The organism is Ligilactobacillus sp. LYQ135 (assembly GCF_053711055.1).
In genome coordinates this window covers 76,142-93,467 of the sequence record NZ_JBSJYT010000005.1, presented here as the reverse complement: position 1 = coordinate 93,467, position 17,326 = coordinate 76,142, and the positions used below count along the sequence as shown (strand labels likewise).

The window sequence follows — 17,326 nt, the reverse complement described above, 5'->3', positions numbered from 1 at the left end:
TAAAACCCGTAAAATTAATAAAAAGTCCTTCAAACCACACTCATTGTGCGATTTAGAAGAACCAACATAATACTTAAAATAATCAAACTATTACTTTATTTAAATTTATATAAATATTTTTCATCCATTGATGGATCTTGAGAAGTTAAAATTTTAGGACCATTTTTTGTAATTACAATTGTATGTTCATATTGACATGATAATCCTCCATCAGCAGTACGTGCTGTCCATCCATTAGGATCATCCATAACTGCTTGCCAAGTTCCGGTGTTAATCATTGGTTCGATTGTTAAAGTCATCCCTTCACGCAACCGAATTCCTTTACCTTTTTCTCCATAATGAGGTACATTAGGTGATTCATGCATTGTTGGCCCAATTCCATGACCAACAAATTCTCGAACATCACCATAATCATTTTCATCTTCTGTATAATGTTGAATGGCATAACCAATGTCACCTAAGCGATTACCTACTTGTGCTTGGTCGATTCCTAAGTAAAGTGCTTTTTTCGTCACTTCCATTAAACGTTCAACTTCTGGAGTGGGTTTGCCAACTACATAACTCCAACAAGAATCGCTCATTGCACCATGATAATTAACAACAGTGTCAACTTTAACTAAATCGCCTTCTTTAAAAATCAAATTCTTACGCGGAAAAGCATGGCAAATTTCATCGTTTATACTTACACAAGTGGCATATTTGTATCCTTCAAACCCAACTTGTTCTGGAATTGCATCATGTTCTTTAAAATATTTTTGAGCAAATTTTTCAACTTCCCAACTTGAAACCCCTGGCTTAATAATGTCACGTAAGCCAATATGCATTCCAGCTAGAATTGCTCCAGAAACTGCCATTTCTTTAATTTCACGCGGCGACTTTAATGTGATCATTAATCATCCTCCATTTCTAACTACATAGTTATTTTTAATTATAACTCAAATTATTGATATTTGGTAAATTCATTTTAAGATCCGTACTGTTTTACATAAAAATTTGATATAATAAAATAAAATGTCATTTAGAAAGGAGCGCGATTAAATTGGCTAAAGCTGAAATTGTTTTCGCAACTATTACTGGCAACAATGAAGATATCGCTGATATTATTGCAGAAAATCTTGAAGAAGCTGGATTAGATGTCCAAGTGGATGAAATTTCTCAAGCTGATGTAAGTGACTTTGAAGATGCTGATTTATGTATTGTATGTCCCTATACCTACGATGAAGGGAACTTACCTGATGAAGGAATGGATTTCTTTGATGATCTTCAAGAAACTGACTTAACTGGTAAAATTTATGGTGTTGCTGGATCTGGCGATACATTTTACGGAGAATATTACTGTACTGCTGTTGATGAATTTAGTCGTGTACTAAAAGAAGCCGGTGCAATCCAAGGGGCTCCAGATGTAAAGATCAATTTATCACCTGATACTACAGAAGATTTAGCTACATTGGATGAATTTACAAATAAATTAATTGTAAAATTAGAGGGGCAACACTAAATAATGACTAAAAAACTTTCAATTATTGTTCCTTGCTATTGTGAAGAAGAAGCAATTCCATTATTTTATGATGCAGTTCAAAAAATTGCACCTCAACTTAAAAATATTGAATTGGAATACTGGTTCATTGATGATGGCTCAAAGGACAATACTTTACAAGTATTAAGAAAATTAGAAAAGAAAGATCCACAACATGTTCATTATGCTGCTTTTTCAAGAAACTTTGGTAAAGAAGCTGGATTATATTGCGGATTACAACAAGCAACTGGGGATTACGTTGCTGTAATGGATGTGGATTTACAAGATCCACCTGAACTATTACCTAAAATGCTTGGTTATCTAGAATCTGGTGAATATGACTGCGTAGGAACACGCCGGATTAATCGCAAAGGTGAACCACCAATTCGTTCATTTTTTGCTCACATGTTCTACAAATTAATCAATAAGATTTCTGACACTGAAATTGTTGATGGTGCACGTGATTATCGTTTAATGACCCGCCAAATGGTTAATGCAATCCTTTCAATGAGTGAGTATAATCGTTTTTCAAAGGGAATTTTCAGTTGGGTAGGTTTTAGAACAAAGTATCTTGAATACACTAACCAAGAACGGGTTGCTGGTAATACTAGTTGGAACTTTTGGAGTTTACTAAAATATTCAATTGATGGCATTGTTTCATTTTCACAAACTCCTTTAAATATTGCTGCATACGTTGGGGTGCTTTCATCAGTAGGTTCAGTAATTGGAATTCTTTTTGTAATTATTCGTAAACTATTATATGGAGATTCTTCCGTATTCGGATGGGCTTCAATGGTTTGCATCTTCTTATTTATCGGAGGAATCCAATTACTTTGCTTAGGAATTGTCGGTAAGTATATCGGAAAAATTTTCATGGAAGTTAAACGTCGTCCAATTTATATTTTGAAAGAGAAAAAATAATAAAAAACTTGTATGTAAGACTACATACAAGTTTTTTATTCCTTAAACACATTATTTACAAAATTAATAAGCAACAAATAACTAGTAATACAAAGGAAAACTCTTATCTTTTATACATTGGCTCTAAGATTCATTTTCTAGTCCAGTTGATACTTAAACGGCTATATAAACCGTTTTTATGTCAATTTTAACTTTTTTAAAATACTTGATTCCTTCTTTAGTTTTCGTTATTTCATTTTTTACGGTAAAATAATAGTGAAAACTAAGGAGGTCTTTTTGTGGATTTTTCATTAAAAAAAAGAAATGCTAACTTATATTTAAAATATACAGGTCTATTTATTCTAGTGGCCTTCTTTGTGTATGGTACATATTTTATTACCGGACATTCTTTAATTTGGTATATTGATGCTGCTAATCAACATTTACCATTATTAATAGATTTTAAAGAGGATGTCACTAAGTTTATTCATCATCCCTCCTTTAGCAATTTACCAATGTGGTCATCTCATCTTGGATTAGGTAATGATGCCTTTCAAATCTATTCTTATTATTTACTAGGAGACATTTTTACCTACATTGCCTTGCTATTTCCAGCAAGTAAAATGATAATCGCATATCAACTAATGATTATTTTGCGTTTATATTGTGCTGGATTAGCCTTTTGTTGGTGTGCTAAATATTTTAATCTAAAAACTACATCTATTTTAACTGGTTCGCTTGTTTATGTTTTCAATGCATTTTTATTGTATTCAAACATTGCACAGCCTTTTTTCACTTTACCGTTCATTATTTTTCCATTTTTAATTGTTAATTTAGAGCGAGTCATTCAAGGAAAATCCATATGGCCGTTAATGTGGACCTTTACTTGGATGCTTTTAAATAATTTTTACTTTGCATATATTCTTGGAATTGGAACTTTTATTTACTTGGTTTTACGCTTGTTTTGGAGTCGTCATGTTCATCGCAACTACGTTAAATTATTTGCCAAATTAGCATGGGTAACCATTTTAAGTATTTTAAATAGTGCGATTCTTTTACTTCCAGAAATTATTGCCGTAAAAAATTCAACTCGAGCTGGAAGTGATTTCACCAATGGCCTTAAAGTATATCCTTTGTATTACTATTTGAATCTTCCAGGTCAATTGATTAATGGTGGAAACCGCGATTTTTACTTTTGGAGTGCTTTAGGATTTGCAAGTATTGCATTTTTCGCAATTATTTATATTCTTAAGCATTTTAAACAGTATAAAATAATTGGTTCAACTTTAATACTCAGTGGAATCATGCTTTTAATTCCTGCATGTGCTGCCTTCTTTAATGGTTTTATGGCTCCTTCTAATCGGTGGACATTAATGCTTGCATTACCAATTGCACTAAGTTGTAGTATTTTAGTTGAAAATATCAATAATTTATCTGTTAAAATTATCAAATTATTTGTGATTTGGTGTGGCATTTACTTAGCATACATTAGTATTGATTACTTCTTCCAAAACAATGAAAAAATGTTTGTTCCTGTAATCTTCTTACTTGTATTTTTAATTTGTTTATTACTGATTTATCACTATCATTTTGTAAAATCTGCCACATTAATATTGATAGTAACTTTACTTAATGTCATCTTAAATGCTGTTTATTTTGAAGCTCCTTATAATGGCGGATATGCTGAAGAAATGCTTCCTCTTGGTTCTTTTAAGAAACTGAACACTTCAGCATATGGAGATTTAACAAACAATTTAACTAATGATGGTACCTATCGGATTTCCACTATTAGTAATAATGAAGTTTTTGGAAATAACTTTAAAATGTACAATAACTTAGATCCTAAAGTTAACGCGATTACTTCTTATTATTCGCTTCAAAATAAATATGTAGGACAATTTGCTTTAGACTTACAAAATAGTCAATATGAAGCTAATTATCCAATTCAACAATTTAATGATCGCAGTATTTTGGAAAACTTTTTAGGAGTTAAGTACTTATTTGTACAAAGTCATCAAAAAAATGCACAAAAAATTCCAGCTTCCTTTATTCCAGAAGCTGCAAGTGTTCAAAATATTAGTAACGGTGAAGAGATTATTCGATATAAATCTGAAAATGCTTTTCCACTGATGTATTGGCAAAATCACCAATTTAGTTTAAAGCAATATCAAAAGATGTCAGCATCTCAAAAAGAACGAGCATTAGCAAGCGGAGTAGTTGTTAATAATGCTAAAACTAATTTAAAAAAAGCTAGCGTAACCAATCAAGTGATCGAGATTCCATTTAAGTTAGTTTCAAGTAGAGGAAATCAAATTGATCCTCAACATATTGAACAACTTACCAAAGATGAAACTTATCAACTTGTTATTGATACTGATAAACTAACGCCAAAACAAAAAGAAGCTTTAAGGGATGCTGAAATTCACTTAGAACTTGAAAATATTAGTTATACTCCATTAACTTTAATGCAGCAAACTAAATTACAAGCTGTTAATGCTGATTATGATTCGAATAAGGGAATTTTAAATCAAGATTCACAACTTAATTTTTATAAATATTTCCGGAGTAATATCATTAATGGAACTCCAAACACTGGATTTACAATTAGTACTACAACTCCTTATGGAACCGAAACGCTTAAACAGCCTAAACCATATATTTTATCTTTTTATAAAGTCGTTAAAAATGGCATTATGAATCTTGGCTACTATCAAAAAGCTCCTAGTGAGATTCAATTAAAGTTGGCAAACTTAGGAACTTACTCATTTAAGCTTAAGGTTACTGCTACCCCACTTAATTCAAAGTATCAAGATCAAGTAAAACAAATTCAACAACATCAACTGCAAGATGTTAAATATGGAAATAACCAATTAAGTGGTAAAATTAATGCACCTCAAAACGGAGTGTTAACCTCATCTATTCCATATTCATCAGGTTGGAAAGTTTTTGTAAATGGACGGCAACAAAAAGTTTTACGCACCAATACAGCCTTTTTAGGCGTTAAGGTTGATAAAGGAATTAGTCATGTTAAATTTGTATACGAAACTCCGGGATTAAAAATAGGAACAATCATTACATTAGTTGGTTTACTTTTATCTTGTTTGAGTTGGCTTATTCCATTTTTAATTCATAAATTTAGATAAAAAGATATTGAACGGATTCTTTAATTAACAATTGTATTTTAGTAAAATTTAATCAAAAAAAGCAATTTCTTCATAGTGAAATTGCTTTTTTTATTTGTATTTTTTAAACAGCATCGATAATCGCTTAATCGCCTTTTATTTTGTCACTAATTTTTCAATAAATACATTAAATTTATTAAGCTTTATCAAATTAACTAATTTTACTATATCATTTCAAAATAGAATTTTTTTCACCTTTTTCCAGGAAAACCAATAAATAATTCCATATATAACACTAAAAATTAATACAGTTAATGTTATTGGCAACGCAATTATACTAATATTACCTAGCATTTTAATTGCAGTACTTGATAACAAAACATATCTATATCCTAAAAAAATTACTATTCCATTTAGTATTCCCAAAATTAATGGTGGCATAAATAATAGAAGATTATTTTTCATAGCAATACTTTTAAGAGTATTTTTTGAGTATCCAACTAAATCTAGTATTCTAAATTCTTCTGTCATATCTAAACTTTCAGTTAATGTCGTAAAATACATTACACAACTAATGCTAATAAATAATAAAACCGCTATAAATCCTATCATCAAGAAAGCTGGACTATTATATTTTGTAACTTCTTTTTTTACATAATATGAACTCGTAAAAGGAACATGCATTCCTTTTACATCAAAATATAATTGACGGCTATCTCTTAAATTTTTACCATTTATCGTATAAATTTTTGAAGTATTTCCATCAATTTTATTAAATAACTTATCAGAAATAACAATAGTTGCTATTCTACCATGAACTTGAATTGGAGAATAATTTGTGAATGTTAAATATAGTTTTTCTCCATTATTTAAGATAGTATCTTGCTTACTTTTTAAAGAATATACAGTATATAATACTCCTTGATTTTTACCTAATTCTATATTCTTAAAATTTTTCATTTGACTTTTGGATAATTTATTATATTCTGATAACTTCATTAATTGACAATTAGTAGTTTCTACATCATTAGATAATTGAACACCCTTCATTAATTTTACTTTTTTTACACTTACTGTTATTTGTCTTCCATTATTCTTTTTGGCAATAGTTTTTAATTCACTAATATCTTTAGCAGTCAATTTTTTATTAATTTCAATTGCTGAAGGAACCGTTTGTATCAAAGAATATTTTTGATATGACAGACTTAAAAATAAAGCAGAAGATATTCCAACTATAGCAGCAATTAACAAGGAAATGACACTCAATAAATTTGACTTTGTTCTTAATTTAAATAATGCTTGCGGCAAAAAAATATTATTTTTTTCATTAAAGATTATCCTAGGATTATTTATACAATATTTGATAACAAAAATTATACTATTTTTTATAGTATAAATAGTACCTACTATAATTAAAAATGCTGTTAACAACATCATTGGCGAATACCCTATCTTATTCCAAATAGAGTTATCTTCTTTAGATAAATTTAACACTAGCCCATATCCAATTAGTAAAAAAAGTACACCTATAACTGATTTTACTGTACTAATTTTCACCATAGCTTCACTATGTTGATTATATTCTGATAATTCTATAATTGACATTTTATTAATTAAAAAATAATTATTTATCATAATAATAATCAATAATATAAGCATTAGTATAAATGTACTAATATAAGGTTTTAGTTCACTATTTAAATTCCATGAAATATTTAAAGAAAGTCCTTTAATTAAACATAATTTTATTAGTAAATATAATATTGTACTAGTGAAAATGCTTAAAATATATGCTCCTAAAAATGAATATATATTTTCACTATTTAAAATTTTGCATATTTCGTCCTTAGATAGCCCAAGCATTGAATATATACCAAGCTCATTAGATCTTTGTTTTAAAAAAAATTTATTAAAATAGATAATATAAAATATAGTAAATAGCATAAACAATGTTAATATTACTGATGACATTGATTTCATTCGAGATGACCCTGCTAAACTATCAACTACTATCTTATCCGAAGCAAATAATTCTACAGTATTAAATAGAGTTAACATTAATAACACTGATAAAAAATAATTTTTATATAATTTGAAATTTTTTTTTAAATTTCTAATACCCACATTCCACAAGTTCAAAATAAAGTTCCTCCTCTCTCAATTTTTACAAGTGTTTCTGCTAACACCTTTTGAAAACTATTGTTTGTATCTTTTTTTAACACTCTTTGTTTAATTTGGCCATCTTTAATAAAGATAACTTCGTCTGCATAACTAGCTGCAAAGCTATCATGAGTAACCATCAAAATAGAAGTATCATAACTTTTATTAATTATTCTTAAATATTCCATTATGTTTTTAGCAGACTGAGAATCAAGTGCTCCAGTAGGTTCATCTGCAATAATTAATTGTGGAAACTTTATTATCGCTCGAATAATCGCAGCACGTTGTTGTTGTCCTCCAGAAAGTTCATAAGGATATTTATCTAATTGCTCACTTATTCCAAAATCATGTGCTAATTGCTCGATTTTTCGATTAATTTCTTGAGGACTTATTTTTAATAATGATAATGAAATTGCAATATTTTCCCTAATTGTTAAACTTTTTAACAATTTGTAATTTTGAAATATAAATCCAATCTGTTTTTTTCTGAATTCAGCAGATTGATTATTTGTCAAATTACATATATTTATCCCATTTACATAAATATTTCCTTTAGAAGGTTTATCTAAAGTAGAAATCATATTTAATAATGTTGTCTTTCCTGATCCTGAAGCCCCCATAATAGCTATAAACTTTTTAGCTGGAAGTTGTAGAGACAAATTTTTTATAATATATTCTTGATTATATTTTTTATAAACGCTATCTAATTTAATCAGTATTTCATTACTCATAGTATTCTCCTTAAAAATCTAATAATAATATTGAAGGTATCTCTTTGGGATATACGGTACGAAACAGTTCGTACACTATTCCAGTCATTCCAGTCATAAGATTATCAACATGTGTATATTGTGGAATACCACAAATCCAATTATTTGTACTATTGCATAAATTTGTTACAATTTTTTGAGCAATTTTTAGACTTGATTTATTCTCATTTATAGCAAAATCCGTTAAAAATAAATCAATATTGCCTAAATTACCATGACATAAACAATCACTTCCTCCAAAACCATCTGTCAAACTTTTTTCTTTAGCCATCTTAATATTATCGTTGAGTATATTTTTATTTAAAATATTATTTAAAATAATTCTATTTAATCCTATTCCTGAAGCACCATGACACCAATGAATTGGATCTGGAAATCCTTTCTTTTTCCTATTTTTTTTATTTCTCAAATCAATCCAATTATTATCAACAATAGATTGATTTTCTAAATTTATAGCATTCATTATTTTGTTATCGATGTTATTATCTTTTAAATATACATTAGCTAAACATAGCGCATATGTTATCCCACTTAAACCATGTGCCATTCCATTTAAATGTTGATTCATTATAATATCAGAATACCAACATTCTCTTGAATTCCATTTTTCTAAAATTATATTGGTGCACTTTTTTATTAGTATTATGGGTACCAATGCACTTTCTCTTTTTTTTATATTACATAAAACTATAAGAACACCTGATATTCCGTCAAGTAAATCTAACTTATTATTCTCAGTTAAATTTTCACTTATTAATTTTATATAGTATTTTGTTTTCAGTAAATAATTATTCTCATTCGTTAATAAGTACAAATAAAAATAAAAATATAAAATTGAACCTATACCATTAAAAACTGAAATATTATTATCAGTATTTTTTCTTTCAAATACTGTCAATTCATTTAATCCCTTGTCAAAAATTTGTTTATATTTTGACTTTCCTGTTATTTTATATGCTAAAGCAAATACTAGTAAAATTCCTGTTAATCCATTATATAAATAATAATTACAAGGACTTATTACCCATGTACTATTCGAATCTATTGAGATATTATACCAATTAACAAATTTTTTTCTTTGAACACTATTCTTTATAACAATATCTAAAATTCTATTAGCCTCAGTTATAATTTTTTCATTATCAATATTGATTTGTAATAATTTGCTATCATCATAAAATTCTCTTTTCCCTAAATTCCAATTTTTTACAGGTTTAGCCATCGATATTTTTATAAGTTCAATTTGGAAATTTATCTCCTCTTTATCAATATTTAGCATTTTTTCTTTATAAAAATCTATACTTTTGAAGTCAGAAGAAAACAGTATCCTTTGTCCATTCGAATTAAAAACTTTCTCTCCCTTACCATTTTTATAAAAAAAAGGTATATTTCCACTACATAAATCTTGAATTTCTGAATCAAAAATTTTTTTATTTATCATTGTATTATTATCATTGCTTTTTAATAAATTTAATAAATCATGTAAATTTTTTCTATTTCTAAAATAATAAGGATTACTACTAGTACTCAAAATTACGCTATATGTGCTAGTATTCTTAAATATTATTCTATATTTTCCTCTTGAAAAATAATTCCAAAAATCTGCATTGATAAATGCTCTTTTATTACTCAAAATTGTTTTTATCGTCTTTTGAAAACCTCTAATTATGTCAGTAAGGTAATCTCTTGGATCAATTTCTACACCTTTAGGTAAATTTTTTTTATTCTCGTTAATATAATCTGTTTTAACTAATTTTATATCACTAGAATTTATATTCACTATCTTTGACAATCTGTGCTTAAAAACTTGTCCTCCTTTTCCACATATCCCTGATAAATCATTTTCATTACCTGATAAATGAGCTGGAAAAAGACATGTCATTAGTACAGAATTTCGCAACTTAGAATAAATGCACTCAGTTGCATTTTCATTAGTTGAGTAAAAATTATCTTGAAATATAGTTTCGCAATCTACTAAGTAAACATTACCATTTGATACAATAATATTTTCCATATGTAAATCGGATATTTTAAACATATAGGCTATTGCAGCTAAAGTACCTAACTGAAAATAAACATTTTTTAGTTTGTTTTTACTTGTTTTTATATAACTAATTTCCTCATTCCAGCAGTAATCATTGTAAATTTCCATTTTAGGTATGTAAAAAGAAGATACCTTATATTTTCTTAACCATTCAACTACATGTGATATGCCTAAATCTCCAAAAGAATTACGTGGCTTATATATAATTTTTTTATTATTACTAAATGTTAATTTAATAACATTGCTATGTTTATTATGTGAATCTCCCAAACCTATTTCTAAATTTTTAATTGGAAATTTAACATTAAACTTATTTTCTAAAATTAATTTATCTCGATTAAATCTTCTTATAAATAATATATAAGACTCAATAATTTGATTAATAGATATTTTTAAATTATCAAACAAAAGAACATTGTTTTTTTTTAAATTCTTTATATATTCTTCACTGTCAATAAATTCATTATATTGCTCTTTTTTATCTTGTGACTTAAACTCATTATTAACTCTTTTAATATTAATATCAGTAATAAAAGTTTTCATTAAATGTTTGTCTATATAAAAAAGTAAATACCCCATTAAATATTCTGAAAAAACAATAGATTCGCTACCTAAATTTTTAAAAAAAACATCATATTTCTTTCTATCATCAACTGATATTAATCGAGCTAACAATTTAACATCTAATTTTTTAAATACTAATTTTGTCATTACTTATCTCCTTTCGCTAATTACTAAAAAAGAAGTTGTAATAAAGTACAACTTCTTCTTGTATTTCAATTATTAGCAGCAAACTAATACTGAATTTGGACAATCATCTGTTACAGTTCGAATCCATCCCATGCCTTTAGCACCTGAAATTTGTTCTAATTCTGTATCAGTTAATTCCTCAACGAAATTATTATTTTTCATTACTTTCACCTTCTTATAAATTTAGTTGATTAGTACTAACCATATTTATATAATATAATTAAATATAAATAATTTCAAGTTCTAACTATATATTTTTTTATATGTAAAATTAATAATTAATAAAATGAAAAAGAAAGAAGGAAATGGATTTATGAAATATATTGAACAAAATTCTTTATCAGAGTGTGGCTTGTGTTGCTTAGCAATGATATGCTCAGATTTTAAAATTAATGTATCTATTACTTCTCTCCGTGAAAAATTTTCTATTGGTCGAAATGGACTGTCATTTATGGATATGAAGAAAATATTTCATCAAATCGGACTAGAAGCAAAAGGATATAAAATAAAAAAACTTTCAGATATTCCTACCCCATACATATTATTTATAAATAATAATCATTATGTATGCGTTAAAAAAATAACTAAACATAATAAAGCTATTATTTATGATCCTGCACATGGGATTTACAAAAAAGAAATTTCGCAAATGACCAGTCCTTTTATAATTTTAAAAATAATATCCAAATCAATTGTTAAAAACGTTGATTATACTACTAATAACCGAATAATATCAGTACTTAAGGAATATTTTTCAGTAATAAGAAATAAAGTATCTTTAATATGTAAAATATTATTTTTAGCTATAATTGTTCAATTACTATCTGTAGCTATACCTATTCTATTTAAGTTCGTTATTAATGACTTTATTAATTCAAATTTAAATTTAGCCAAAGTAATTTATCTAGCTGTTTTTCTAATATTAACTTATGGAATCTCTTTTTACTTAAAAGGAAAATTAACTGTAAAATTACAAACAAATTTTAATAATAGTTTATCTGAACAATTTGTTAAAAAATTATTTTCATTACCATATAACTTTTTTTCATTAACAGACTCAGCTGATTTAGTTCATAGATATAATGGTAGTGTAGTTGTCAGAAACTTGCTCTCGCAAAAATTAATTAATATCTGGCTAAGCATAGGAACAATAATGTTAGCATTGATATATGTATTTACTCAATCTAGATTTATTGGTTTTTTCTTACTATTTATGGGAACTATCCAAATAATTGTATCCTTGATTGGAGTGCATCAAAAACAATATTTGTTAGGTAAAGAAATACTAGAACAGTCTAATTCACTTTCTAAATTTATGGATATGATAAATTTAATGCCTTATATAAAATTTAGCAATTTAGAACGAGTTGCTTTTAATAAATGGAGTATGTCGCAGCAAACTTATTCAAAGAGTATGATAAAAGCTGGAAATTTTTCAAATTATTTTTCTTCAATAAATGCTACAATTAACTACTTGACGCCAATAATAGCCACAATTTTTGCTACATTTATTACGTTACATCATCAATTAACAATTGGATCTATTTTTGCAATTTTTATGTTATCTTCATCAGTAATTTCTCCACTTTCACAATTAATTGACTCAATTGATGATATATTGTATTCAAATAAATATTTTGAAAGAATGAATGAAATACAAAAAAATAAATCTGAGATGCTAGATATGGGAATAAAAGTATCAGAAAATTCTCATTTAAATATAGAAATTAAGAATGTTTCATTTAAATATGATTTCAACACTAAGAATGACGTTTTAAATGATATTAATTTAAACATTAATGATGGAGAATTTATTGGAATTACAGGAAAAACAGGCAGTGGAAAATCTACTCTAGGATTAGTAGTACTAGGACAACTTCCAACTAATCAAGGAAAAATTCTAATTAATGGAAAAGATTTAAAAAAAATAAACAAATCATCTTTTAGAAAAAAATGTAGTATAGTTACACAAAAATCTACTTTTTGCACAGATTCTATCTTGAACAATATTACAATGTGGCAAAAAGTAGATGATAAACAACTCGAAAAAGTTTGCAAAATAGCATGTATTTGGGATGATATACAAAAACTTCCTATGAAATTTGAAACAGTTATTTCTAAGGATGATAATGTATTATCCGGAGGACAATTGCAAAGGATTTCTATTGCAAGAGCCTTATATAGTAATCCTAAAATAATTCTTTTAGATGAGGCTACCTCTGCTTTAGACGCTAAAACAGAAAATCAAATAATGATAAATATTTCTAAACTAAATTGTACTAGAATTTTTATTACACATAGATTAAATACTATTAAAGATGCAAATAAAATTATATTTATGGATAAAGGTCATATAGTTGCACGAGGACCCCATGATGATTTACTTAAAATCAGTCCTAAATACAGATCACTATATCAAAAATTTAGTAATAAATAGCCAAGCATAGTCCTAAAAAGTAAACATAAAGATAAAAATAGCGAAAATCATTTCTTAATTTGATTTTCGCTATTTTATTCTTAATTTTTGTTTACTTAAAATCTTCTGGTTTATGATCAGTTTGTTTAAAATAATATTGAATTGCTTCAACGATTCTTCTTGAGGCCTCACCATCGCCATATGGATTTTTAGCATGACTCATTTCATTATAAACTTTTTCATCATGCAATAATTTTTCCATCCATTTTTCAACATTTTCAGGGTCAGTTCCTACCAACTTCAATGTACCTGCTTTAATTCCTTCTGGACGTTCAGTAGTATCACGTAAAACTAATACTGGCTTGCCTAATGCAGGAGCTTCTTCTTGAACTCCACCAGAATCAGTCATAATAAAGTCACTTTTAGCAGCTAAATTATGGAAATCAACTACATCTAATGGCTTGATTAAATGAATCCGTGAATTTCCTGCTAAAACTTCATGAGCAACTTCTTGGACTGCAGGACTTAAATGAACGGGATAAATCACTTCAACATCAGGTTCATTGTCTACGACTTTACGAATTGTTTCAAATACGCGTCGCATTGGTTCACCTTGATTTTCACGCCGATGCATTGTTAGTAAGATTACTTTGTGATTAGGTTCAATTAAATCTAACACATCATGATGGTAATCATCATGAACAGTTTCTTTTAATGCATCAATTGCAGTATTTCCTGTTACAAAGATTTCATTTTCTGGATGATTTTCTTTTAAAAGATTTTGCTTACTTTGTTCAGTTGGAGCAAAGTATAAATCTGCCAATGCATCTGTCATTTGGCGATTCATTTCTTCTGGATATGGAGAATACTTATTCCATGTTCTTAGCCCTGCTTCTACATGTCCAACTGCAATTTTTTCATAAAAAGCAGCCAAACTTGCCGCAAATGTAGTTGTTGTATCTCCATGAGTTAAAATCATATCTGGCTTTTCTTTTTGCAAAACATCTCGCAATTGTTCTAAAACCGCTGTAGTAATATCTGTTAAAGTTTGTCCTTTATGCATAATGTTTAAATCATAATCTGGAGTAATTTTAAAAATATCTAAAACCTGATCTAACATTTGCCGATGTTGTGCGGTAACTGTTGTAATTGCTTCAATTTGTTCTGGATGTTTTTTTAATTCCAAAACTAATGGGGCCATTTTAATTGCTTCTGGACGGGTCCCAAAAACCGTCATAATCTTTAATTTCTTTCCCATTTTATTTTCTCCTCAACCATGTAAAAAATATTTTATATGATATTATTATATTAATATAAATAAGGAGGTTTTTGTATGACAATTCAAAATTTCGATAAAAAATTAAGAAATTACGCTAAATTAATCGTTAAAACTGGGATTAATGTTCAAAAAGATCAAATCGTAGTTTTATACATTAACGTTTCTCAACAAAAATTAGCGCATTTAATCGTTGAAGAAGCATATCAAGCTGGTGCTGGAAAAGTAATGGTGAAATGGAGCGATACTTTTACACAACAACAATTTTTTAAGTATGCTTCAACTGAAAACTTAGAAACAATTCCTGATTTTATGAAAGAAGAAGCAAAATATATTGCTGAAAAACGGTGTTGCCGCATCTCAGTAATGTCTGAAGATCCAGGTGCATTCGCTGGCATTGATCAAAAACGAGTTGCAACTTATCAAAGTGCAAATGGTAAAGCATTGATGCCTGTACGCAAGGCAACTCAAAATAATGATTTAAGTTGGACTGTTGTAGGTGCTGCTGGTACTAAATGGGCAGAAAAAGTCTTTCCTAATTTAAAAGGACAAGCTGCAGTTGATCGTTTATGGGAAGAAATTTTTAAAACTACGCGGATTGATCAAGATGATCCGATCAAAGCTTGGGATGAACATGACAAAAAACTCCATGCAAAAGAAGACTGGTTAAATGAAGAACAATTCAGTGCATTACATTACACTTCTCCTCGTACTGATTTAACAATTGGATTACCTGAAAATCATGTTTGGGAAGGTGGCAGCAGTGTAAATGCTTTAGGAACTAAATTTATGGCTAACATGCCAACCGAAGAATGTTTCACAGCTCCTGATTGTCGGCGTATTGATGGTTATGTAACTTCAACTAAACCGCTTAGTTATGCAGGAACAATTATTGAAGATATGAAATTTACATTTAAAGATGGTAAAGTCACAAATGTAACTGCTAAAAAAGGACAAGAAGTTTTAGAACATCTCCTTCAAATTGATGAAGGTGCTAAATCACTTGGCGAAGTTTCCCTTGTTCCTGATCCTTCTCCAATTTCTCAATCAAAAATCACTTTTTATAATACTTTATTTGATGAAAATGCCAGTGATCACCTTGCATTAGGAGCAGCATATCCTTTCAATATTAAAGGTGGCACAAAAATGAGTGAAGCAGAATTAAAAACTAAAGGCTTAAACTTTAGTCAAACCCATGTTGATTTCATGATTGGTTCAGCGGATATGAATATTGATGGCATTAAAAAAGATGGTACAATTGTTCCGGTCTTTCGTAATGGTGATTGGGCATAAGTACATAACAGAAGAAGTTGTGACAAAACACTAGAAACGGGCATACTGTAAGGAAAAATCCAAACGAATCACGCAGTGAAGATTCGGAGGTTTTTGAACTTACAGGCATGCCCATTTGTTTTGGAGCACGATTATATGGATATAGTAGAAATAGAGGCTGGACTTACGTCACAGCCTCTTTTTACTTTAAGCTAATTCACATCTAGCTTTATTCCTTTGAAATATAGATATATAGCTCTGTTTTAGAAAAGCCAATTGAATATTTAACACCATTACTCTTGATTGTCTTTGAAGTAGTTTGAGTTTTATTTTGACTCTTGGTTTCCTTTTCAAAGTCCTTCATAACTTGTTGTCCATCAGCACCAACTGCTTGACTTAGTGCCATAAATGACGTTCCAAATGTTTTCATTTGATTTTTATTTTTAAAAGTCTTAGTTGGAATAATCATTGTAGCACCAACCATTTGACCATTTTGAACATTAGCACGCAAAGTGAATACATTATCTTTAATTAGATTTTTGATTCCACTTGTGTTGGTTGGCAACTGTTGCTTTTTAGTTGTCGTTTGTAATTGTGCCATTTTTTGTTGAACTTGCTGAGCTTTTTGCAATTGAGTTGCATTTTTCATCATTTCCGTTGGATTATTTTTGATTTGCTCTGCTAATTTCAACGTTTTGATTTCATCATTAGATAAATGACTCATCACAATAACTTGATTGTATTTCTTTGAAATATCAGAATACTTTCCAAGTGCATCCGCTTTTTTGACTGTTACTTTCTTCGTTACAGTTTCTTTTCCTTTATTTGCTTTTAGTGTAACTGTTTGTTGCTTAGTACTCAACGGAACTGATATAACAAAGGTTTTATTACTTACTTTTACAGAATGCTTTTTCCCATTATCAATTTGATAAGTTAAATGATCTTGATAATCTGCACTTCCTTTAACAATTGCTACCATGCCATATGCTGAATAACTTTTTTTAGTAGTTGTTATTTCGGGATTACCACATCCACTTAAAACTAATACAATACTTGCACATAAAATCGATGAAATCCATTTCTTAGTCATTTAACTCACC

12 protein-coding genes are annotated in these 17,326 nt (G+C 28.3%); 5 read left to right on the top strand and 7 right to left on the bottom strand.

Annotation, left to right across the window (positions count from 1 at the left end):
* Positions 1 to 95 precede the first annotated feature (95 nt).
* A complete protein-coding gene (map, locus tag ACWCL1_RS05780) occupies positions 96 to 890 on the bottom strand; it encodes a type I methionyl aminopeptidase (protein ID WP_454545958.1) in 795 nt (264 codons plus the stop codon).
* 149 nt (positions 891 to 1,039) lie between these two features.
* Here map and ACWCL1_RS05775 point away from each other — a divergent pair, with 149 nt between their 5' ends.
* The 3 genes from ACWCL1_RS05775 (at position 1,040) to ACWCL1_RS05765 (ending at position 5,559) form a co-directional block, all read left to right on the top strand.
* Positions 1,040 to 1,498 carry a flavodoxin gene (locus ACWCL1_RS05775; protein WP_454545957.1) on the top strand — a complete coding sequence of 153 codons (459 nt, stop codon included), beginning with the start codon at positions 1,040 to 1,042 and terminating at the stop codon, positions 1,496 to 1,498.
* Between the two features lie 3 nt (positions 1,499 to 1,501).
* On the top strand, positions 1,502 to 2,437 hold the full coding sequence (locus ACWCL1_RS05770; RefSeq protein ID WP_454545956.1) for a glycosyltransferase family 2 protein: 936 nt from the start codon (positions 1,502 to 1,504) through the stop codon (positions 2,435 to 2,437).
* Positions 2,438 to 2,715: 278 nt separating this feature from the next.
* On the top strand, positions 2,716 to 5,559 hold the full coding sequence (locus ACWCL1_RS05765; protein WP_454545955.1) for a YfhO family protein: 2,844 nt from the start codon (positions 2,716 to 2,718) through the stop codon (positions 5,557 to 5,559).
* A gap of 213 nt (positions 5,560 to 5,772) precedes the next feature.
* Here ACWCL1_RS05765 and ACWCL1_RS05760 read toward each other — a convergent pair whose 3' ends face one another.
* From ACWCL1_RS05760 to ACWCL1_RS05745, 4 genes are all read right to left on the bottom strand, one after another.
* Positions 5,773 to 7,677 carry an FtsX-like permease family protein gene (locus ACWCL1_RS05760; RefSeq protein WP_454545954.1) on the bottom strand — a complete coding sequence of 635 codons (1,905 nt, stop codon included), beginning with the start codon at positions 7,675 to 7,677 and terminating at the stop codon, positions 5,773 to 5,775.
* Complete coding sequence (locus ACWCL1_RS05755; RefSeq protein ID WP_454545953.1) at positions 7,674 to 8,429, bottom strand: ABC transporter ATP-binding protein; 756 nt, start codon at positions 8,427 to 8,429, stop codon at positions 7,674 to 7,676. Before ACWCL1_RS05755 ends, ACWCL1_RS05760 begins: the two co-directional genes overlap by 4 nt.
* Positions 8,430 to 8,439: 10 nt before the next feature.
* Complete coding sequence (locus ACWCL1_RS05750) at positions 8,440 to 11,223, bottom strand: type 2 lanthipeptide synthetase LanM family protein (protein ID WP_454545952.1); 2,784 nt, start codon at positions 11,221 to 11,223, stop codon at positions 8,440 to 8,442.
* Between the two features lie 72 nt (positions 11,224 to 11,295).
* Complete coding sequence (locus ACWCL1_RS05745) at positions 11,296 to 11,424, bottom strand: type A2 lanthipeptide (RefSeq protein ID WP_454545951.1); 129 nt, start codon at positions 11,422 to 11,424, stop codon at positions 11,296 to 11,298.
* A gap of 151 nt (positions 11,425 to 11,575) precedes the next feature.
* Here ACWCL1_RS05745 and ACWCL1_RS05740 point away from each other — a divergent pair, with 151 nt between their 5' ends.
* Complete coding sequence (locus ACWCL1_RS05740; RefSeq protein WP_454545950.1) at positions 11,576 to 13,699, top strand: peptidase domain-containing ABC transporter; 2,124 nt, start codon at positions 11,576 to 11,578, stop codon at positions 13,697 to 13,699.
* A gap of 91 nt (positions 13,700 to 13,790) precedes the next feature.
* Here ACWCL1_RS05740 and wecB read toward each other — a convergent pair whose 3' ends face one another.
* Complete coding sequence (gene wecB / locus ACWCL1_RS05735; protein ID WP_454545949.1) at positions 13,791 to 14,936, bottom strand: non-hydrolyzing UDP-N-acetylglucosamine 2-epimerase; 1,146 nt, start codon at positions 14,934 to 14,936, stop codon at positions 13,791 to 13,793.
* Positions 14,937 to 15,011: 75 nt separating this feature from the next.
* On the opposite strand from wecB, the gene ACWCL1_RS05730 reads away from it, so the two are divergent.
* On the top strand, positions 15,012 to 16,247 hold the full coding sequence (locus ACWCL1_RS05730; protein WP_454545948.1) for an aminopeptidase: 1,236 nt from the start codon (positions 15,012 to 15,014) through the stop codon (positions 16,245 to 16,247).
* Positions 16,248 to 16,455: 208 nt separating this feature from the next.
* Here ACWCL1_RS05730 and ACWCL1_RS05725 read toward each other — a convergent pair whose 3' ends face one another.
* On the bottom strand, positions 16,456 to 17,316 hold the full coding sequence (locus ACWCL1_RS05725; RefSeq protein ID WP_454545947.1) for a hypothetical protein: 861 nt from the start codon (positions 17,314 to 17,316) through the stop codon (positions 16,456 to 16,458).
* Between the last annotated feature and the right edge of the window lie 10 nt (positions 17,317 to 17,326).